Source organism: Streptomyces sp. NPDC002785 (assembly GCF_040295565.1).
Lineage (GTDB): Bacteria > Actinomycetota > Actinomycetes > Streptomycetales > Streptomycetaceae > Streptomyces.
In genome coordinates this window covers 1-19,458 of the sequence record NZ_JBEOVN010000062.1, presented here as the reverse complement: position 1 = coordinate 19,458, position 19,458 = coordinate 1, and the positions used below count along the sequence as shown (strand labels likewise).

Below are 19,458 nucleotides of genomic sequence, written 5' to 3'. Positions count from 1 at the left end.
CTCCGTCATGTTCGTTTTGTCACGCGAAGAGTCGTCGCCAGGTCTCCGGACCGGGGTAGCCGTCGGCCGCTCCGCCCCGCCAGCCCTGGGCCCGCTGAAAGGCCTCGACATTGCGCCGGTCCGCCTCGGTCCACCGCGGCCCCGGTCCCGACAGGTAGTACTTGCCGTATCCCTTCTTCACCAACTGCTTGCCGAGCTTGTCGACGTGGCTGTTTGACTGACCGGGCCGGAAATGACCCCGCCCGGGAAACTTCGAAGCCGAGTGCGAATCACCCTGGCCGGCCCCGTCCCCGCTCCCGCTTCCGGTGGCGGGGATGTCGCGACCGGTCCCGTTGGCCAGAAGACGCCAGGTGTCGGGGCCGGGGATGCCGTCCGCCGCCTTCCCCTTCCAGCCCTGGGCCTTCTGGAACGCCTGGGTCGCGCGCCGGTCGGCGTCGCTCCAGCCCGGCCCGGGGCCGGCCTTGTAGAAGCGCTTGCCGCCCCGGCCCACGAGCATCTTCCCGAGCTGGGTGACGTACGTGCCGCTGATGCCGAGGCCGAAATTCCCGGCGCCCGGGAACGCTTTCGTCGACGAGCCGCCGGCGCTGCCACTGCTGCCGCTGCTGAGACCCTTGTAGCGGTACGCGACGTAGCTGCCGGAGTGCGTCCAGTACGCCATGGGCGTCGTCTGCTTGCGGGTGTGCGGCTTCGTCTGCTCGTACGCCGTGTAGTGGGTGTGCGTGTAGTCGGTCCAGCCGCCGAAGATCGTGACGTGCGAGCCCTTCGTGGGGTTGGCCGGATTGTGGAAGAGCAAGATGTCGCCGGGCTGCAGCTTCTCCCGCGCGATCCGCTTCCCGTAGTTGGCGAGGCTGCCGGTCCACTCGTTGCCGGGCAGGTTCCACGCCATCGACACATAGCCGGAGCAGTCCTGCCGGTAGCCGTCGGACCAGTACTTGCTCATGCTGTGCGGAACCTGCGCGGACACCCACTTCTTCGCACGGTTGATGATCGCGGCCCGGCTGGTCTTGCGCAGCGTGGTCTCGGTGGGCGTGGACGAGGACGGACCCGAGGCTCTCGCGCCCCGCAGCGGCCCCGGTGCGCCCTGCGGACTGTCCGGATCCGGTTCGGCCCAGGTCAGCGGGTCGCTCTCGTCAGCCGGGTCCACCAGGTCCACCGACACCGTCGTCTCGTCCGTACGGGCGGCCCCGGTCGCCCCCGTCGCCCGGTCGCCCGGCGCACTCGCCGTCTCGGTCGCGCCGGTGCTCAGGACCACTCCGGCCGTGGTGATCACCACCAGCGCGCGGCGCGCGCCATGTGCGGCTGGATGACCTCCGTACCGCATGGGCAAGGCACCCGCGGCGGCGCGCCGTCGTGCGGCGCACCCCGCACAGGTGCAGTCGCCGGCGGGTACGTACTCCTCGAAAGCCGGCACAGTCACGCGATTCCCCTCCGCTCACGTCAAGATCTTTGGGTGCATCTGCACGGGCGCCAGGGTCTCAACCCTCCTGACATATCGCATTTTGACGGACAGAAGAGAAAAAACGACCATCCGACAGGCCGCGATGGCGAGAAATGGTCAGGAGCACACCTCGTCTTCGGGTAGAGTTCTCCAGGTCAGCAGGCGCCGCTAGCTCAGTTGGTTAGAGCAGCTGACTCTTAATCAGCGGGTCCGGGGTTCGAGTCCCTGGCGGCGCACGCAGAGTCAAGGCCCCTCACTACATGTGAGGGGCCTTGTTCGTTCGGGGACCGGGCCCCCGCGTCGCCACCTTCACGGGACCCACAGGCGGCACACGGCAACGCCGGCTTCTCCCGCAGCCCGCCCACCGCGGTCGAGGACCGGCCCGGTCGGCGCCCCGGGGCAGGAGGGCTGTCGGCCGGGCCGGATATCGGCGGCATCAGGCGCTGCCGCTCCCCCCGGACTTCTCGCCGGTCAAGTAGGCCGAGACGACCACATTCGCGTCGTACGAGTGCGACGCCCGGTCGTAGGTGCCGCCGCAGGTGATCAGGCGGAGTTCCGCGCGGCCCTTCTTGTGGGGGCCGTACGCCTTGTCGGCGTTGAAGCGTTTCCGGGTGAAGACCTGGACGTCGTCGATGGTGAATTCGGCGACCGTGCCGTCCGCGCGGGTCACCTCGACCCTGGCACCGGGGCGGGCCGCGCTGAGCCCGTAGAAGACGGCCGGTTCGGTCTCGGTGTCGACGTGGCCGACGAAAAGAGCGGGGCCCTTCGCGCCGGGCTCGGTGCCGCTGCCGTACCAGCCGACGGTCTGGGGCGTGTCGAACGGCGGTGGTTCGATCGCTCCGTCCTTGTCCAGGCCGCGGGCGACCACGGGTGCCTCGATGCCGATCGACGGGATCTCGACCCGCTCCGGCGCGGCGCCCTCGATCGGGTCGTGCGGCGGGGGCAGCGGGACGCCGAGCGGGCGCCCGACCGCGGCGATGTCGCCGGTGGTCGGGGCGGAGCTGGCGCCGGAGCCATCGGTGATGTCGCGACCCCAGAGCCACAGGCCCATCAGCAGGACGGCCCAGGCCATTCCGGTGAGCAGTCGGCCGTGGCCCTCCGGGTGGTCGGGGGCGGACACGTCAGTCCTCGGCCTGCCGGCGACGGCGCGCGCGGCGGAACACAACGGCGCCGGCCGCGACGGCGGCCAGGGCCAGACCGATCACCGCTTGCACGGTGCCGGGGCCGTCCTGATGGGCTTCCTTGGCGGTGCGGACGGCGGTGCCGCCGCCTCCCGCGCGGACCGGGGCGAGGGGCGTGGCCTGGTCGCGGTCGGTGACGGTGACCCTGCCGGACGCCTTGGTGCCTTTGGCGTCCGTACAGACGATCTGGATGTCGTGGTCGCCCGGGGAGGCGTCCGAGCTGATCCGGGCCTTGGCGTAGAGGCCCCCGTCCGCGGCGGGCGAGAAGCGCGATTCGGAGGCGAAGACATCGGAATTGCCCTTGGCCTCCTTGCCCTCGCAGGCGTCCAGCCGCAGGGCCACCTCACCGCCCGGGGCGGCGGAGGGTGGGGTCACCGAGAGTGTGGTGCGGGAGCCCGAGCCCGAGCCCGTCGGGTCGGACCCGGATTCGGAGTCGGCCAGTGCGGCAGGAGCCGACACCAGGGTCGCCGCGACGACCGCGGCGGCACAGAACGTGAGGGGTATGGAACGCATCGTGAACCTCCTTAGGGAAGGTTCACGCCTGCTCCGGCTTTTCGCATCCGCAGGAGCCCGGGGGGCGGGCCCGCAAGGACCGCTCGGAACCCTCCCCCGCCCCCCTCGGGCCGGTGCCCCGCCGGGCTCAGTCCGCGTCGACGAGGTCGACGAGATCAGCGATGGAATCGACGACCCTGGACGGCCGGAAGGGGTACTTGTCGATGTCGGCCACTGTGGTGAGACCGGTGAGGACCAGGAACGTCTGCATCCCCGCCTCCAGGCCGGCCAGCACATCGGTGTCCATCCGGTCGCCGATCATGGCGCTGGACTCGGAGTGGGCGCCGATCGCGTTGAGCCCGGTGCGCATCATCAGCGGGTTGGGCTTGCCCGCGAAGTACGGGGCCTTGCCGGTGGCCTTGGTGATGAGGGCGGCGACGGACCCGGTGGCGGGAAGCGGGCCCTCGGCGGACGGGCCGGTCTCGTCCGGGTTGGTGCAGATGAAGCGGGCGCCGCCGTTTATCAGCCGGATCGCCTTGGTGAGCGCCTCGAAGCTGTACGTACGGGTCTCGCCGAGGACCACGTAGTCCGGCTGGTGGTCGGTGAGGACGTAGCCGATGTCGTGCAGGGCGGTGGTGAGCCCGGCCTCGCCGATGACGTATGCCGTGCCGCCGGGCCGCTGGTCGTCCAAGAACTGGGCGGTGGCCAGGGCGGAGGTCCAGATGTTCTCCACGGGCACGTCGAGACCCATGCGGTCCAGGCGGGCGTGGAGGTCGCGGGCGGTGTAGATCGAGTTGTTCGTGAGGACCAGGAAGGGCAGCCCCGAGTCCCGCAACCGCTTGATGAAGGCGTCCGCCCCGGGGATCGGCGTCCCCTCATGGATCAGGACTCCGTCCATGTCGGTGAGCCAGGATGAGATCGGCTTGCGCTCTGCCATGTGGGACTCCTGCCGTACGCCGTGTGCGGGGACGCCGGCGGCACCGCATTGTGCAGCGCCGACGTCCCCGATTTTAGGCGGTCCGTTCAACCAGCCGATACGGCCGGATCAACCAGCCGATGCGGCCGGATCGCCCGGTCTCACAACGGCCACGCCCTTCAACCCAGGAATGCCGCAGTGGTCGCCACGAATTGGTCGGCGTCGTCGAGCCAGGGGTAGTGGCCCGAGCTGCGCCGCCTGGTCGAAGAGGACCTGAGACTGCACCGGGCGGAAATGCCCGGCAGCTACCGGGACGCGTACGACCAGATCAGCCGCGGTCTCGACCTCCCCTCGAAGGTCACCACCGCCGCTTCAGCCTCCGTGCGCCGCGCCCTCGCTCACCAGATCCAGCGTGACCGGCTGCGAAGCGATTCCTGACCTCCGGCCTTGGGCGCGTAGCTCGTCAGGACCCCACGCACCCGCGGTTCTCATGAACGCTCGCGGCGGCGCAGGCGGCGGGACCAGACCACCATGGCCCCGCCACCGATCAGGAACCCTGCAACGGTGATGCCGGGGTACGCAACGGTGGCCGGGCCGGTCGCGGCCAGCTCGGGGAGGTCGCTGTCGGCAGGGGTCCGGCCGGGTGCGAACGGCCGCGGAGCGTCACCGGTGCGGGGGTCGGCGGTGGCGGTGGGCCGGGCTCCGTCGGACCGGGGGTCGCTTGGAGTGTCGCCGGCCTCTGTGGTCCCACCGGTCTCTCCGGCTTTCCCGGTCCTGCCGACCTCTCCGGTTTCCCCAGTCTTACCGACTTCTCCGGTCTCCCCGGTCCCACCGACCTCTCCGGTCTCGCCGGTGTCACCGCTGTCCTCGACGACGGCGAAGGGGTAGTCGTCGGACTCGCCGACCCAGGCCCCGTCGTCCTTCCCGGTCCCGCCGCTCGCTGCGTGCTGCCGCTGAACGATCGCGGCGTTGGCGGTGATCCGGCCCGGGCTGGTGTCCGAGGTGAACGCCATCCGGACCTGGACGGTGACGGTACGGCCCGCGGGGACGGTGAAGCCGTCGAAGGAGTCGGCGCCGTCGCCGCCGAAGACGCCGATGTGCTCGTCCTGGTCGGTGGTCTCCCAGGTGACGCGATGCTCCACATCGGGACGGTTCTGCTCGGAGAACTCCAGCTGGATCTGGTCGGAGGTCAGCTTCCGGTCCTCGTCGGTGAGGACCAGCACCGGATGGATGGCCCGGCACGACTCGGTGGTGGTGTTGGTGAGATCCAGGAACCAGGTTCCGTAGCCGCCACCGGACGCATAGGTGTCCGGGCCGCCGTGGATACGGGTGCTGATCGGGAAGTCGCTCGCGTCCGGATCACCGCAGGTGGGCTGCTGGTCGGCGGTCGTGGAGTCCGACTTCGACACCGGGGAGGCCGAAGGCGCGGCGGAGGAGGGTGCGGCGGATGTGCCACCGAGTACGGCGGGAACCACGCTCGCCGCCGCCAGCCCGAGCGCGAACCCGTGCCGCGTCCGCCCGGGGAGCGGGTGCGGCGGCGGCGAGGGAGGACCCGCGGGGGTGGTGGATGCGGGGACGGAGGCGGCGGAGGCCAGAGGGATGAATGCGGGACCGGCCGCGGGGACGGATGCAGGGGTGGAAGCGGAAGGCCTGCCGGACGGGGGCGGTGTGGCGGGCATGTGGGGGCACCCTTCGCTACTCGCGAAACGGTCGGCTCGCCCCGTTCGCCGGAGTTCACCGGTTCTGGGCCGCGACGCTGCCACTCACGCGCGAGGCGACCGGCACCGGCATGCCGCAGGGCCGCCCGGTCGGTGGCAGGGAACCGCTCGATCAGCTCAGTTGCGCGCCCCACAGCCGCACTTTCGCCCTCGGCCGCCGGGCGGGCAAGGGAGCGAAACCGAACCCGTCGGCCTCAGAGCCTGGCGGGCAGTGGACCGAAGGCCGACCCCGCCGCCCTCGGCCGCCGGATGGTCACGGGACCAGGGCCGCGCCCCCGTCCGCACCTCCGACGCCCGCGCCTGCGACCCGCCCGAACAGCGGGGCCAGGACCAGTTGCGCGGCCCCCTCCGCGACCGGCCGGTCCCCTCCCCCGGCGGCGGTGACCGGCACGGGCGCGTCGATGCCGCCCAGCCGGGCGCGCTCGTCGATCACGGCGCGGACGCCTCGTACGTACGCATCGGGATCGGCGGCGACGGTACGGCCGCCCAGCATCACCCGGTCGATGTCGAGCAGCCCGACGAGGTTCGCGGCGCCGGTCCCCAGAACGCGCGCGGCCTCCGCGACATCGCCGCGGGCGACGGCGGCGAGACAGAGCGCCTCGATGCAGCCGCGCCCCCCGCAGCTGCACACCGGCCCGTCCAGCTGGACGGTCTGGTGCCCGAACTCACCGGCCCCGGTACGGGCCCCACGATGCAGCCCCCCGCCGAGGACCAGCCCGGCGCCGAGCCCGGTCCCGAGGTGCAGATACGCGAAGTCGCCCGCGCCCGCCGCGCGCAGGGCGAGGCCCAGGGCGGCGGCATTGGTGTCCTTGTCGACGACGACGGGCAGCCCGGTCCTCGCGGCGAGCGCGTCCCGCAACGGATAGCCGTCCCACTGCGGAAACCCGGTGACACGGTGCAGCACCCCGCCCCGGTGGTCGAGCGGCCCCGGCACCGCCACGCCGACCCCGAGCACCGGCAGGTCCACGGGCCGCGCGCCCCCGTCCCGAACCGCCGCGACCGCGTACGCCGCCACCGCGACCACCTCGTCCGCCGGGGCGCCGAAATCCAGCGGGGCGGTACGGCCGGCGGCGACCGCGCCGGCCAGGTCGACGAGCACCACCGTCAGCTCGTCGCGGTCCAGGTGCATGCCGACCGCATACCCGGCGTCCGGCACCAGCCGCAGTACGGTGCGCGGCTTGCCTCCGGTGGAGGCCCGGTGGCCCGCATCGGTCGCCAGGCCCTCGGCCCGCAGCCGGGCGGTGATCTTGCTGACGGCCTGCGGCGTGAGCCCCGTACGCTCGGCGAGTTCGAGCCTGCTGATGCCGCGCTCGCCCGCCACCCGCAGCAGATCCAGCACCAGCGCCGCATTGTGGCTGCGCAGCGTCGGCAGGTTCGCGCCGCTATTACTCCTGTTCACAGCCCCATTGTCCCTGTCGCTTGCACTTTGGCAACAGCGTTGCTTAAGTGACGGGCATGACTGGCAAAGCGACTCACGAGACGCCCGGGCTGTCCGAGACCCCCTTGCGCGTCGGACTCGTCGGCTACGGCCTGGCGGGTTCCGTCTTCCACGCCCCGCTGATCGCCGCGACCGAGGGTCTCGTCCTCGACACGGTCGTCACCTCGAACGAGGAGCGGCGGGCGCAGGCGCGCGCCGAGTCCCCCGACGTGAGGTTCGCCGCGTCGCCGGAAGAGCTGTGGGGGCGCGCGGACGAACTCGACCTGATCGTGATCGCCTCGCCGAACAGGACCCATGTCCCGATCGCGACCGCCGCGCTCGAGGCCGGTCTGCCGGTCGTCGTGGACAAGCCGATCGCCGGTACGGCCGCCGAGGCGCGGGATCTCGCGGCCCTCGCCGAGGAGCGCGGGCTGCTGCTCTCGGTCTTCCAGAACCGCCGCTGGGACAACGACTTCCTCACTCTCGCCCGCTTGGTCGCGGACGGTGAGCTGGGGGACGTACAGCGCTTCGAGTCCCGTTTCGAGCGGTGGCGCCCGCAGCCGAAGGGCGGCTGGCGCGAGTCGGGCGACCCGCAGGAGATCGGCGGGCTGCTGTACGACCTGGGCAGCCATGTCGTCGACCAGGCGCTCGTGCTGTTCGGACCGGCGGTACAGGTGTACGCGGAGTCCGATGTGCGCCGCCCCGGCGCCGCCGCCGACGACGACACGTTTCTCGCGATCACCCATGCGAACGGGGTCCGCTCGCATCTGTACGTCAGCGCCACCACCGCCCAGCTCGGCCCGCGCTTCCGGGTGCTCGGCTCGACCGCCGGTTATGTGAAGTACGGCCTCGACCCGCAGGAGGCCGACCTGCGCGCGGGCGCGCGTCCGACGGCAAACCAGCTGTGGGGCGAGGAGCCCGAGGCGCTGTGGGGCCGGATCGGCTCGGGCGAGTCCCCGTTGACGGGCGGCGGCACCCCGGTCCGCACGCTGCCGGGCGACTACCCCGCGTACTACGCGGCGGTCACCGACGCACTGCGCGGAAAGGGTGACAATCCAGTGACCGCCCTCCAGGCCGCCGCTGCCCTGGACGTACTGGAGGCCGCACGCCGCTCGGCCCGCGAGGGCATCACCGTGCCCCTGCCCGCCGCGGCCCCGCCCGCCTCCGCCGTTTCCGATTCCGATACCGATTCCGAGGAGCAGACCACATGAACCCCACCGCTCCGACCATCTCCGAGCTCATCGCTCAGGAACGCCGACTGACGCTGCCGCATTTCAGCTACGACGACGCGTACGCGCTCGGTGGCCTGCTCGTCTCCATGGCCCGGGAAAGGCATGCCCCGGTCGCGATCGACATCCGCCGCGGCTCACAGCAGTTGTTCCACGCCGCGCTGCCGGGATCGAGCGCTGACAACGACGCCTGGATCGACCGCAAGCGCAAGGTCGTGGAGCGTTACGGCGAGAGCTCGTACCTGGTCGGGTCCCGGTTCCGGGCGAAGGGGACGACGTTCGACGACGCCTCTCGCCTGGACCCGAACATGTACGCCGCGCACGGCGGTTCGTTCCCGATCGCGGTCGAGGGCGCGGGCGTCATCGGCTCGGTGACGGTCTCGGGCCTGCCCCAGGCGGAGGACCACGCCCTGGTGGTCGAGGCGCTGGAACAGTTCGCGACGGCGATCGGCGCGTGACGCGAAGGTGGGGTGCTGCCTACACAGCACCCCACCCCTCCGACCTTTTTGGCCGACCAAATCAAGCCCGTCCGGCGCTTGAGGACGGAGCGACCACACCCTGACGTCCCGGGCACCGCCCCGTCCCCCGCACCGCCGCTACGCGTCCTTCAGCTCCTGCCGCTGCCGCCCCAGCCCCGTAACCTCCAGCTCCACGACATCCCCGGCCCTCAGATACGGCTTGGGCTCGGGCTGCCCCAGAGCGACCCCGGCCGGCGTCCCGGTGTTGATCACATCGCCCGGGTACAGGGTCATGAAGTGGCTGAGATACCGGACCACCTCGCCCACCGGGAAGATCTGGTCGGCCGTCGTGCCGTCCTGCTTCAGCTCGCCATTGACCCAGAGCTTCAGCGGTAGCGCCTGCGGGTCGGCGATCTCGTCCGCCGTCACCAGCCACGGCCCCAGCGGGTTGAACGTCTCGCAGCTCTTGCCCTTGTCCCAGGTGCCGCCGCGCTCCATCTGGAACTCGCGCTCGGAGACGTCGTGCGCCGTCGCGTACCCGGCGACATGCGCGAGCCCCTCCTCGGCGGACTCCAGATAACGGGCGGTGCGCCCGATGACGACCGCGAGCTCGACCTCCCAGTCGGTCTTGACGCTGCCGCGCGGCACCAGCACCGTGTCGTCGGGCCCGACTACGGTGTCCGGCGCCTTGAAGAACAGGATCGGCTCGGCGGGAATCCCCACGCCGGTCTCGGCGGCGTGGTCGTGGTAGTTCAGCCCGATGCACACGATCTTGCCGATCCGGGCGAGCGGCGGCCCGACCCGAAGCCCCTCGGCGTCGAGCCCGGGCAGCTCGCCGGGCGCCGCAGCGGCGGCACGTACCCGGGCGAGCGCGGACTCGTCGGCGAGCAGCGCGCTGTCGATGTCGGTGACGATTCCCGACAGGTCACGCAGGGTTCCGTCCTCGGCCAGCAGTGCCGGTCGTTCCGCGCCTGCCGTACCCACACGAAGCAGCTTCAACGGTCTTTCTCCCCTTGGTCGAGATCGGGCCCGTCGGATGGGTGGCGGCCATCGCAGGCTCGTCCGATCGTCCAAGACATCCGATCACTCCGCAAGGCCCTGTTCACGCGCTGGACCAACGCACTCGCTGCCCCGATTACGCCGCGGTGGCCACGGCGGCACCCGTGGCCGGCATGCCGCGGTAGAGGAATGCCCGCTCGATCGCGGTCCAGGTGGTGCTCGTGACGACGTACAGCGCGGCGGCGAGCGGTACGACGGACACGGTGAAGAGCGTGGCGAAGGACATCAGGGGCATCAGCTTCGTCATCATGCCCATGCCCGGGACCGGCTGTCCGTCGGGGCCGGTGGTCGGGGTGACGGGGTTGGCGGCCATCTGCTGCTTCGTCCGCCGGTAGTTGAAGGTGGCCACGACGGTGACGATCGCGTACAGGCCGAGGTAGACCATGCCCTGGGCCCCGAACGGTCCGCCGTGCGCGAGCGCGTCGTGCCAGTGCTCGCCGAGCGGGGCGCCGAAGAGGTGGTGGCCGAGCAGCTCGTTGGGGTGGCCGTCGATCGTCCGGCTGGAGAAGAGGTGGTAGAGGAGGAAGAAGGCGGGCATCTGCAGGAGGCTGGGCAGGCAGCCGGAGAGCGGCGAGACGTTCTCCGCCTTGTGTAGTTCCATGAGCGCCTTCTGCATGCGCTCGGGGTTCTTGCCGTGCTTCTTGCGCAGTTCGGCGATCTGCGGCTGGAGCCTGGTGCGGGCTTTCTGCCCTCGCGCCGCAGCCCGCGACAGGGGGTGCACGGCGAGCCGCACGAGCGCCGTGAACAGCACGATCGCGGCGGCGGTGGACGCGCCCTGGAAAAGCGGGTGCAGCACATCGGCCAGCGCGCCGACCAGGGCGGCGAATGCGGACATGAAGACGGACATGGGTGAGCCCTCCGGGGGTCTCGTCGTGCCGGGAAGAAGAACGAACTCGGCATGACGAACCGCGAGGAGCGCAGCGGTGCCTACTACCTACTGCTGTGAGCCCTACGCGGCCGTCGGAAGGGCGCGACCGGGGGCTCGGGGGCGTCTGCGCCCCTTGGCGTCCGGGTCTCGTTGCGGCAGGAACGCGGTGCGTTTCTCCCGGTCGCGTATGGCTGTACGGACCCGGGTGCGGGGCACGGGGACGGCGCAGCGGGCGCTGATGACCGAGGCGGCTACGAGCGCGGAGCCGACGGCCGCGGTGGCGGCGAGCGCGACGGTGGCGGAGAGGCTGCCGCCTTCCGCGAGGAGGACTTCGGTGACGAAGAAGAGCAGCAGCGCTGCGGGGCGGAGCAGCCGGGCGAGGCCTCCGCGCAGACGGTTCACGTCACCGTTCATCGGCCCCTCCCTTCCTCTCCTTCACGGCCAGTCGGCCGGGCTCACGCATCCACGCACATCCCGCGCCTTTCGCGCAGGTGTGCGTTCGGCCCTCAAGCCGTTATACACGATGGGTCCGACACAGCCGCCCGCGCTCAGGCGCGATCGGTCTCCGGTGGCCGCAGCAGTCGGGGCGGTGCCGGCGGCGCGGAAGGGGCGCGCCGCTGCCGTCGGCGGGCCCGGCCCTGCCGGCGACGGTCAGTTCCCTGTTCCTGCCAGAACGCCGCTGGGCTCCGTGTCCTCCCCGCCCTCCGGAGACCCGATCTCGTCGCGCGCGAGCACCTCGCTGTCCGGCCGGTCGTCGCGCTCGCGCGGACCCGCGTACGTCACGGCGAGCGCGACGGCGAGGTTGGCGCCGAGCGCCACGATGCCCGCGTTCACCCCCCACACCGGATCGTTCTCCGTGAACACGAACCCGCACACCACCCCCACGCCGACGACCAGCCCGCTCATCGCCCCGAGCAGGGTCAGCCGCCGCCACATCAGCCCCAGCAGCACCATGGGGAGCAGCTGCGCCATCCCCTCGTACGAGATGAGGGAGAGCCGTACGAGGGTGTTCGGCGCGGTGTACGTGAGCACGAGCGCGATCACCCCCGCGGCCACCACGACGGTCTGCGCGGCGCCCTTCTGCCGCCGCTCCCACCGCGGCACGAGCGACAGCACACTGCGCCCCCACATGGTGCCGATGACCAGCATGAAGACGGCCATCGGCACGATCGAGGACAGCGCCGCCGCCACGCCGATGACGCCGACCGCCCAGGCAGGCAGCGAGTCCACGACGAGCTTGAAGAGCGCCAGATTGGACTCGGCGCCGACGAGCCCCGGCACGACGAAGAGGGCGGCCATGCCGAGCAGCATCGGCACGAAGAGCAGCACGTTGTAGGCGGGCAGCCACATCGCGTTGCGGCGCAGCACGTCGGCGTTCTTCGCGCCGAGATAGCCGGCGACGGTCGTCGGGAAGATCACCACGGTGAGGGAGTTGAGGAACGAGGTGGTGATGAACCATGCCTGTCCGAGCCCGCTGTCCCCGTGCCCGGGGAAGGTCAGCCAGTCGCTCTTCTCGGTGACGAGCCGGTCGAGGAAGGGCCCGTACCCGTCGAAGTAGTGCAGCGGAACGTAGATGGCCAGGAAGCCGAGCGTGGCGATCACGAGGACGTCCTTGAGGACGGACACCCACGCGCTGCCGCGCAGCCCGCTCACCACGACGAAGCCGGTGGTGACGGCGAAGGCTATGAAGTAGGCCCAGTTCAGACTGATGGCGCCGTAGGAGATGGTCGATACGACCACGCCCATGCCGGTGATCTGGAGCTGGATGTACGGCAGCAGGAAGACGGTCGCGAGGACGGCGACCAGTGCCCCCAGCCAGGGCCGTCCGAAGCGGTGCGCCACCATGTCGGTGATCCCGACGAGCCCGTGCTTGCGCGCGTACGCCCAGAGCATCGGCCCGACGACGTAGCCGAGCGCGTAACCGCAGGACATGTACGCCACCACGTAGAGAACGGGCGCCCCGTAGTTGTAGCCCCATCCCGCGGCGCCCAGATAGCTGAAGCTGGTGTAGCCCTCGCCCGCCATCAGCACCCAGATGAACACGGTCCCGAGACTGCGCCCGCCGACCGACCACTCGGCCAGCCCGCTTCCGCCCCCTCTGCCCCGCATGGCGAGCAGCCCGAGGGCGACGGTGGCGACCATGAAGACCCCGAAGACGGAGGTCGCGACTGCGGCGTTCACCGGCGGTCCCCCCGACGGGTCAGCCATACGGCTACGGGTGTCAGCAGGGTCGCCCCGAGCAGCCATACGAAGAGGAACGGCAGTCCGAGAACCACGGGATGGACCCGGTTCACGAACGGCAGCGCCCCCAGGTACAGCAGATGGGGGACCAGCAACCACAACAACTGCGGACGTCGTCTGAGCACGTCAGGAAACCTTAGACCGATTGGCAGACGAGGGGCGGACGTCCGTCAGCCTCCCCCATACGACAAGCCGGTAACGGGAGGTGAATTCGGGCGTGCACGTAGTGAGCGTCACATAGGAACCGGCCGCCCCGTACCCGGCGTACGGCTTCACATCGCTGCGCGGGACGGCCGCGATGACACCGCTGTCACGGGCGCTGGTCTGCCCGAGCGTCCGGTCGACGGTGTACGTGTAGACGGCGTCCCGCGTCTCCACACCGATCCGGTCCCCGCGCCGCAGCCGGTTGATGTACCGGAAGGGCTCGCCGTGCGTGTTGCGGTGCCCGGCGAGCGCGAAGTTCCCCGCCTGGCCGGGCTGCGCGGTGCGCGGGTAGTGCCCGACGTACCCCTTGTCGAGGACGCCGCGCTTGCTGATGCCCTGGGCGACGGGGGCGGTGAGCCCGAGCCGCGGGATACGGATGACGGCGTACGCCTGATCCCAGCGGGGCACGGGGGGTGCGGTGCGGCCTTCGGACGGACGCCCGCCGGAAGCCCCACGTCCGGACTCACCACCGCTCCCCGTACCGTCCTCCTGCCCCTGTGACCGTCGCGGCTGCTCCTGCGGCTGCCCCGATGGCTCCCCCCACTCCCTCTGAAGAGCCTGCACCTTGTGCTGGGCATCGGCGCGGGCCTGCCGATTGGTCCACCACAGCTGATGAACAACGAGCAGCAACAGGACGAAACCTAAGGTCACCACCACCTCGGCGCCCGTCCACAACCCGCGCGCGGCGACCCGACGCCCTCGCGAGTTCCGCTGCACCACGACCGGTATCCGCTCCCGCACGGCCCGCACGATAAGGCCATGCCCCGTAACTTTCCAGGGCCAAAACGCCCCTCCGTCCGGGTGCCGTACAGCAGTACGGTGTGATTCATGCGCCCCGACACGCCTGCTGACCACATCACCGAAGCCGAGCGCCTGCTGCGCACCGCGGCGCAGTACCCCGAGGACCGCGAGCCGCTGCTTCTCCAGGCCGCGGCCCATCTGGAGCTCGCCGGCGACCGCGCCCGTGCCACCACCCTCTACGACGAACTGCTCGGCTCCCCCGGCCTCGACCACCCGCACCTGGTCAAGGCCCTGAACGCGGCCAACCTGTGGGAGTACGGCCACGAGGCCGAGGCCCACGCGATCATCGACGGCATCCGCGCCGCGGGCCCGCTCGACCCGGCGCCCTGGGAGATCGCGGCCGAGACCCTCGAATCGCACGACGAGCTGGAAGCGGCCCACGACTACTTCACGACCGCGCTGACGCTCCTCCTGACGCCGGGCGAGGAGGTCCCGTACACCACGCAGTCGCTGCTGATCGGCCGCCACCGTGTGCGACGGCTGATGGGCGCCGAGCACGACGTCTGGGACGAGCTGGCCGACATCGTCCACACGGCCGCCGTTCCTCTCGACGAGCTGCACGACCCGAAGCGCCTGTGGGCACTGGGTTCCTCGGACCCGGGCGAGCTCCGGGCCGAGATCACCCGCCTCCGCGCCGAACTGGGCACGTACCGCACCGCGCTGTCCCGCCCGTTCCCGGTGGCGGTGCTGCACTGACCGGCCACCGAACTCGAAGAACTCCTCAACGCCTACCCGGCCCTGCGCGGCGAGTACCCCTCCCACGCCGACCACCTGGCCCGCCTGGAAGCCGCGCTCCGGGACCTCCACCAGGCCGGCACCCCGAACCTCGGTGTCGTGACGGGCACGGTCCCGTCGTACGAGGCCTTCGCCGCCTCGGAGGCCTCGTCCCCGGCCGACCCGGACCTCCTCCCCCAGTACGCCACCACCCTCGCCGCCCGCGGCCGGGCAATCCCCTGGCCCCCGGCCCGTAGCGCGGCCTGCTGGTGCGGTTCGGGGCGGGCTTACCGGGAGTGCCACGGGGCGGCGTGACGCGACGGTCGGGGGCTCCGTCGTTCCTCACGGCGGGGCCCGAAAACCGCAAGATCCCCGACCGCAGGGGCACGTACCCTTCCGCCATGCCCGAACTCCAGCGCCTCCGCGCCGACCATGCCCCGGCCCTGCTCGCCTTCGAGCGGGAGAACCGCGCCTACTTCGCCGCATCGGTGCCGGACCGGGGCGACGACTACTTCGCCCACTTCGACGCACGCCTCGCCGCCCTGCTCGCCGAACAGGCCTCCGGGCTCTGCCACTTCCACGTCCTGGTGGACACCGACGGCGAGGTGCTGGGCCGGTTCAACCTCGTCGATGCGGCGGACGGCTCCGCCGAGCTGGGCTACCGCGTCGCCGAGAAGGCCACCGGCCGTGGCCTGGCCACGGCCACCGTCCACCGGTTGTGTGCCCTGGCCGTCGAGGAGTACGGCCTGACCACACTGCGGGCATCCACCACACTCGACAACCCGGCCTCCCAAGCGGTCCTGACCCGTACGGGCTTCGTCCCCACCGGAGAACTCCTGCTGGGCGGGCGCCCAGGGGCCGGATACGTGCGGAGGACGGCGGCCGAGGCCTGAGAGCCTGTCGGGCCGCCGAGGTCCGCGGGCCGGACCTCGTGTCGCCGGGCTGCCGGTCGTTCCGCCGGTCGGGCCGCCCGGTGGCGACGCGCCCCCGTTGCCTCCCGTCGGCGTCGCCCCGGGGCTCGCCCCGCCCCGGTCCGCACCGGCAGCGGCCAGGGCGGGACCGTGCCGCAGGTCAGACCACGGGCCTGATCCGCTCCAAGGGCACGTCCCACTCGATGCCGCCACCCTCGGGGCGCATGAACGCCTGTCGGCTGACGAACTTGTTGCCTTCCTTGGTGCGCTCTTCAAGCACGCCCACCAGGTGGCCCGTGCGTTCGGAGATTGCATCCATCACCAACGTGCCTGCCGGGTAAGGCAATTGGCCGTGGCTGAGCGTCGTTGCTGGCTTCTCGTATCCCGTCACTCCCGGCCCCCTCTCTGAAGCGCTTGGGCCAGACGAGCGGCCACGTCGGCTCGCACACGCCCCAGCTCAACGAGCCGCAGCGCAGGAGACGCGGTGTCGACGCTCAGGGAGGGGAGGACGATCCCGACTTCGGCCAGCGCTGCTCTCAGGGACTCCATCGCCGCGAACGGGTCGATGTCCTGCTGTTCTTTGGTCGCCATGAACAGAACGCTAGAAGTGGCGGGTTGGGGGGCGGTATACCTTTTTCTCGAATTTGCTCGACTGGTGACACAGATTGCTGATGTTTTCTCCTGGGCCCTGCCTGACCCTGTGGTGCCGAGCTGGGGCCCGGCCATGCTGTTGGATCAACACCCCTGGAAGGGAGAGCGTCCATGGCTCGTCAGTTGCGCTTCACCGGCACAGACAGCAAGGTCGACGGCTGCCCCGCCCTGCACATGGACGAGGGCACCGGCGAGATCATCGTTCAGGGCACACCCGTCACCGACCCCGGCGGCCTCGCACAGCTCCAGCACTTCGGGCCGGACGAGGCAGCGGTAGCCGTGCCGCGCGAACTGCTCGTGAACTGGGGACCGAAGGAGATGGAGCGGGTGCCGGAACTGGTCGACCGGGACACCTTCCGGCGTTTCTTCGAGACCTTCAAACACACCGCCTGGCGACTGGAGACGCGGCGTGGTTACGCATCTGACCGACAGGACCCCGACTTTCAAGAGTTCCTGGCCACCGGCTCGTCGCCCTGCGACCCCAACGAGCCCTGGTTCGTCAACATCCGGACCCAGACGGCCGCAGGCAAGACGGTCGGCCGAGTCCGCATCGCCGACAACCCGCCCACCACCGAGCAACTGTTCCTGCTCAATTACGCCCGGCACAACGCGGCCGTCGGCGAGGACATCCGCTACCTGTGGCGGGAGGACGCTGACCGGGCCGCTCTGCCCGCCGAAGATTTCTGGATCTTCGACTCGCGGATCGTGGCCCTGCTGCACTTCGACGACCAAGACAACCTGCTCAGCTTCGAACTGATCACGGAACCGGCGGAAGTCGTGCGGTACGCCATCGTGCGTGACGCGGCGATGCACCAAGCTGTGCCGTTCAACCAGTTCGCCGCGCAGGTGGCCACGACCGAATAGCGCGTGATCGGTGAGCACCGACTATCAGCAAGCACGGGTGGCGCTGGGGGCGCGGCTGCGCGAACTTCGTTTCTCGTGTCCCGGTGGTCGGCTCACCGGTCAGCAGCTCGCACAGCGGCTTGGCTGGCAAGGTTCCAAGGTCAGCAAGCTGGAGAACGGCAAGCAGACGGCCACCCCTGAGGACCTTCGGGCGTGGGCCGACGCGACCGAGCAGCCGGGCGTGTATCCCGAACTGGCCGCCCGGCTGGTTGGGTTCGAGTCCCACATCAGGTCATGGCGCAGGGCCCTGGCGAACGGCTTCAAGCCGCTGCACGAGGGTCTGAGTGCGGAGATCGAGCGCACCTCGGAAATGTGGATGTGGGAAGAGTCGGTGGTCCCCGGGTTGATGCAGACCCCCGAGTACGCGCGCCACGTCATCCAGCGCTATTCGGAACTGCTGGGCGGAGCCAGCGACATTGAGGACGCCGTGCGCTCCCGGGTGCAGCGGCAAAAGTGGCTGTACCGGCCCGGCCGCAAGCTGCACGTGTTGATGTGGGAGGCCGCGTTGCGCTCGCTGATCTGCCCTCCCTCCGTGCTGGTCGCCCAGCTCGACCGCCTTACCGGGGTGATCGGTATGGACACGGTGGAGCTGGGCGTCATCCCGTTCACGGCGTCCGTGAAGATCGTGCCTGCCAACGGCTTCTGGGTCCTTGATGATCGCCTGGTCGTCGCGGAGGACTGGCACGCCGAAATGTGGTTGGACGACGCCGACAACGTCACCCTGTACAAGAAGGTGTGGAAGACCCTCCGGGAGTCTGCGGTGTACGGGGCCGACGCCCACAGCGTCATCAACTCGGCCCGGCGTGCGCTGAACCCCCGTTGACGGGTTACCTGGGGCAGGGCTCTCCGTAATCGTCTCCGGGGCTTTCGCGGCGCACTCTGCCTGACCTGTTGTTTTAGAGGTTCTGTGAGCGATCGGCCCATCGGGATCGATGCTGGGTTAGACAGGCCGTATCGATCCAATGCTCGCGCTTCACGTGGAGGTCTCCAAGTACCTGCCGGCTGAGAGCATCCACGACCTTGAGGTCATCAGTGATGAGGCGCGCCCCGTTGTCAAAGAGCACGTGACAGTTCGGACACAGACACAGAATGTTGCTGCGAACATCGCGACCACCATGCGGTCTACCAAGCGCATGTATGTGTGCACCCTCGCTGTACCGCGCGCCGTTGATGTCAACCACGACTGGCACACGACACATCTGACAGGTGTTGTCGTAGAGCTCCTTTATGGCGCGGGCTTCCTGGGTGTTACGCACACGCCGCTGAGTGCTGACGTACCTCGCGGCCGCCTTCTCAAGCGGGGTCACCTCTTCATCCGCGGCTGTATCGCTCGCCTCGTCAGATTCCCAACGCTCCCCCGCCGCGGCCTTCGCTAGACGGAACTGCCACATAATGTGCCCACGATCAGTCAGCACGCTCCAATAGCCCTCTACCAGGTACAGACCCCGATATCGGTACCCTTCAGTCGCCTTGCGCCTCTTGATCCCCAGACCGCGTACGTATCGGATAGGCAGACCCTCCCGATAGTTGATCAGCATCCCTTCATTGACCCCAGTCAATGACTGGTCCTCCGTAATGTGACCATCGTTGTCCGGCGATCCACCTTGCGCCGTATAGATGATTGTGTCGCCCAGATCCTCATCACCGGCATATCCACCACTGGCGACGATCGAATCGACGCCTTCATGCGACGTTCCCGAGATCCCCCGGCCACGAAACCGATGCACATCGGCCGCGTACAGGGCATCGTGCGTACGGAACCACTGCCCCTCGCTCACATCAGGAGGTGGGCCGAAGTAGATGAGTTTCGATGGCGACATGCGAACATGCTGCCGATTACTGGTGTTCGATCAACCCGCACAGCTGATCATGGCCGCTTCTCATCGAAAGGTGGCCCAAAGCAACCACTTCGCCAGTTGCGGCGGGGGTGCGCGACAGCGCCAGAGTCTCATCCCGCTGTCACGGGCCACCCAAGCGCCGTAACCTGCCGCCGAGCCCGGACGCCGCTACCCACTGGGGCGGATCGCAGCATTGTCACGGAAGAGCGCGAGTAACTTCGAGGCTTCTTCGCTGATCCTCGCCAACACACGCCCGATCGCCGCCGTCCCCATACCAGGAGCGGGAGGCTCGATTTCGCGCCCGTGGATGGGAGCTGTGGCTAACCTCGGGCTTTCATGAAGCGGGCTGTCCGACGGGTGGTCAGGTAAGCGAAAAGTGCCTCTGACCAGAAAGAATGAGGATTGTCGAGGTCCTTGTT

The 19,458-nt window shown here is 70.0% G+C and carries 21 protein-coding genes, 1 tRNA gene and 1 pseudogene; 8 read left to right on the top strand and 15 right to left on the bottom strand.

Annotated features, from left to right (window positions below; all coding sequences use genetic code 11):
- Window positions 1–19 precede the first annotated feature (19 nt).
- Entirely contained in the window at window positions 20–1,417 is a 1,398-nt protein-coding gene (locus tag ABTZ94_RS17120) for a peptidoglycan-binding protein (RefSeq protein ID WP_351201869.1), read from the bottom strand.
- 183 nt (window positions 1,418–1,600) lie between these two features.
- On the opposite strand from ABTZ94_RS17120, the gene ABTZ94_RS17115 reads away from it, so the two are divergent.
- Window positions 1,601–1,674: transfer RNA gene (locus tag ABTZ94_RS17115), tRNA-Lys, on the top strand.
- Window positions 1,675–1,874: 200 nt separating this feature from the next.
- Here the strand turns inward: ABTZ94_RS17115 and ABTZ94_RS17110 are convergent.
- The 3 genes from ABTZ94_RS17110 to ABTZ94_RS17100 all read right to left on the bottom strand — a co-directional run bounded on the left by ABTZ94_RS17110 (window position 1,875) and on the right by ABTZ94_RS17100 (window position 4,048).
- Entirely contained in the window at window positions 1,875–2,558 is a 684-nt protein-coding gene (locus ABTZ94_RS17110; RefSeq protein WP_351201868.1) for a class F sortase, read from the bottom strand.
- 1 nt (window position 2,559) lies between these two features.
- Window positions 2,560–3,132, bottom strand: a complete 573-nt coding sequence (locus tag ABTZ94_RS17105; protein ID WP_351201867.1) for a hypothetical protein — start codon at window positions 3,130–3,132, stop codon at window positions 2,560–2,562.
- Between the two features lie 127 nt (window positions 3,133–3,259).
- The gene (locus ABTZ94_RS17100) at window positions 3,260–4,048 is read right to left on the bottom strand and encodes an HAD-IIA family hydrolase (RefSeq protein WP_351201866.1); all 789 of its coding nucleotides are present in this window, start codon (window positions 4,046–4,048) and stop codon (window positions 3,260–3,262) included.
- Between the two features lie 273 nt (window positions 4,049–4,321).
- Here ABTZ94_RS17100 and ABTZ94_RS17095 point away from each other — a divergent pair, with 273 nt between their 5' ends.
- Window positions 4,322–4,465: a hypothetical protein gene (locus tag ABTZ94_RS17095; protein WP_351201865.1), complete on the top strand. Its 144-nt coding sequence runs from the start codon at window positions 4,322–4,324 to the stop codon at window positions 4,463–4,465.
- 50 nt (window positions 4,466–4,515) lie between these two features.
- Here ABTZ94_RS17095 and ABTZ94_RS17090 read toward each other — a convergent pair whose 3' ends face one another.
- Both ABTZ94_RS17090 and ABTZ94_RS17085 read right to left on the bottom strand, forming a co-directional pair.
- Complete coding sequence (locus ABTZ94_RS17090) at window positions 4,516–5,706, bottom strand: hypothetical protein (protein ID WP_351201864.1); 1,191 nt, start codon at window positions 5,704–5,706, stop codon at window positions 4,516–4,518.
- Between the two features lie 292 nt (window positions 5,707–5,998).
- Complete coding sequence (locus ABTZ94_RS17085; RefSeq protein ID WP_351201863.1) at window positions 5,999–7,144, bottom strand: ROK family protein; 1,146 nt, start codon at window positions 7,142–7,144, stop codon at window positions 5,999–6,001.
- A gap of 56 nt (window positions 7,145–7,200) precedes the next feature.
- Between ABTZ94_RS17085 and ABTZ94_RS17080 the strand changes: the two genes are divergently transcribed.
- On the top strand, window positions 7,201–8,373 hold the full coding sequence (locus ABTZ94_RS17080; RefSeq protein ID WP_351201862.1) for a Gfo/Idh/MocA family oxidoreductase: 1,173 nt from the start codon (window positions 7,201–7,203) through the stop codon (window positions 8,371–8,373).
- Window positions 8,370–8,849 carry a heme-degrading domain-containing protein gene (locus ABTZ94_RS17075; protein WP_351201861.1) on the top strand — a complete coding sequence of 160 codons (480 nt, stop codon included), beginning with the start codon at window positions 8,370–8,372 and terminating at the stop codon, window positions 8,847–8,849. The genes ABTZ94_RS17080 and ABTZ94_RS17075 overlap by 4 nt, the downstream gene beginning before the upstream one ends.
- 138 nt (window positions 8,850–8,987) lie before the next feature.
- Here ABTZ94_RS17075 and ABTZ94_RS17070 read toward each other — a convergent pair whose 3' ends face one another.
- The 6 genes from ABTZ94_RS17070 to ABTZ94_RS17045 form a co-directional block, all read right to left on the bottom strand.
- Window positions 8,988–9,848 carry a fumarylacetoacetate hydrolase family protein gene (locus ABTZ94_RS17070; RefSeq protein ID WP_351201860.1) on the bottom strand — a complete coding sequence of 287 codons (861 nt, stop codon included), beginning with the start codon at window positions 9,846–9,848 and terminating at the stop codon, window positions 8,988–8,990.
- Between the two features lie 136 nt (window positions 9,849–9,984).
- Window positions 9,985–10,755: a YidC/Oxa1 family membrane protein insertase gene (locus ABTZ94_RS17065; protein WP_351201859.1), complete on the bottom strand. Its 771-nt coding sequence runs from the start codon at window positions 10,753–10,755 to the stop codon at window positions 9,985–9,987.
- A gap of 102 nt (window positions 10,756–10,857) precedes the next feature.
- Window positions 10,858–11,190 carry a DUF6412 domain-containing protein gene (locus ABTZ94_RS17060; RefSeq protein ID WP_351201858.1) on the bottom strand — a complete coding sequence of 111 codons (333 nt, stop codon included), beginning with the start codon at window positions 11,188–11,190 and terminating at the stop codon, window positions 10,858–10,860.
- A 237-nt stretch (window positions 11,191–11,427) separates the two neighbouring features.
- Window positions 11,428–12,957 carry a sodium:solute symporter family protein gene (locus tag ABTZ94_RS17055; protein ID WP_351201857.1) on the bottom strand — a complete coding sequence of 510 codons (1,530 nt, stop codon included), beginning with the start codon at window positions 12,955–12,957 and terminating at the stop codon, window positions 11,428–11,430.
- A complete protein-coding gene (locus ABTZ94_RS17050; protein WP_351201884.1) occupies window positions 12,954–13,112 on the bottom strand; it encodes a DUF3311 domain-containing protein in 159 nt (52 codons plus the stop codon). Before ABTZ94_RS17050 ends, ABTZ94_RS17055 begins: the two co-directional genes overlap by 4 nt.
- A 31-nt stretch (window positions 13,113–13,143) precedes the next feature.
- Complete coding sequence (locus ABTZ94_RS17045; protein ID WP_502967260.1) at window positions 13,144–13,971, bottom strand: class E sortase; 828 nt, start codon at window positions 13,969–13,971, stop codon at window positions 13,144–13,146.
- 78 nt (window positions 13,972–14,049) lie between these two features.
- Between ABTZ94_RS17045 and ABTZ94_RS17040 the strand changes: the two are divergent.
- A pseudogene (locus ABTZ94_RS17040) lies at window positions 14,050–15,051 on the top strand (SEC-C domain-containing protein).
- Window positions 15,052–15,137: 86 nt separating this feature from the next.
- Window positions 15,138–15,629, top strand: a complete 492-nt coding sequence (locus ABTZ94_RS17035; protein WP_351201856.1) for a GNAT family N-acetyltransferase — start codon at window positions 15,138–15,140, stop codon at window positions 15,627–15,629.
- 178 nt (window positions 15,630–15,807) lie between these two features.
- Here ABTZ94_RS17035 and ABTZ94_RS17030 read toward each other — a convergent pair whose 3' ends face one another.
- Together ABTZ94_RS17030 and ABTZ94_RS17025 are read right to left on the bottom strand one after the other, a co-directional pair.
- Window positions 15,808–16,038 (bottom strand): hypothetical protein, encoded by a 231-nt coding sequence (locus tag ABTZ94_RS17030; RefSeq protein WP_351201855.1) that lies wholly within the window; start codon window positions 16,036–16,038, stop codon window positions 15,808–15,810.
- Window positions 16,035–16,238 (bottom strand): hypothetical protein, encoded by a 204-nt coding sequence (locus ABTZ94_RS17025; RefSeq protein ID WP_351201854.1) that lies wholly within the window; start codon window positions 16,236–16,238, stop codon window positions 16,035–16,037. The genes ABTZ94_RS17030 and ABTZ94_RS17025 overlap by 4 nt, the downstream gene beginning before the upstream one ends.
- A 171-nt stretch (window positions 16,239–16,409) precedes the next feature.
- Here ABTZ94_RS17025 and ABTZ94_RS17020 point away from each other — a divergent pair, with 171 nt between their 5' ends.
- Both ABTZ94_RS17020 and ABTZ94_RS17015 read left to right on the top strand, forming a co-directional pair.
- Window positions 16,410–17,162 (top strand): DUF6879 family protein, encoded by a 753-nt coding sequence (locus tag ABTZ94_RS17020; RefSeq protein WP_351201853.1) that lies wholly within the window; start codon window positions 16,410–16,412, stop codon window positions 17,160–17,162.
- Between the two features lie 10 nt (window positions 17,163–17,172).
- Complete coding sequence (locus tag ABTZ94_RS17015) at window positions 17,173–18,024, top strand: helix-turn-helix domain-containing protein (RefSeq protein WP_351201851.1); 852 nt, start codon at window positions 17,173–17,175, stop codon at window positions 18,022–18,024.
- Window positions 18,025–18,097: 73 nt separating this feature from the next.
- Here ABTZ94_RS17015 and ABTZ94_RS17010 read toward each other — a convergent pair whose 3' ends face one another.
- Window positions 18,098–19,021, bottom strand: a complete 924-nt coding sequence (locus ABTZ94_RS17010; RefSeq protein ID WP_351201849.1) for a YDG/SRA domain-containing protein — start codon at window positions 19,019–19,021, stop codon at window positions 18,098–18,100.
- Window positions 19,022–19,458: the final 437 nt, after the last annotated feature.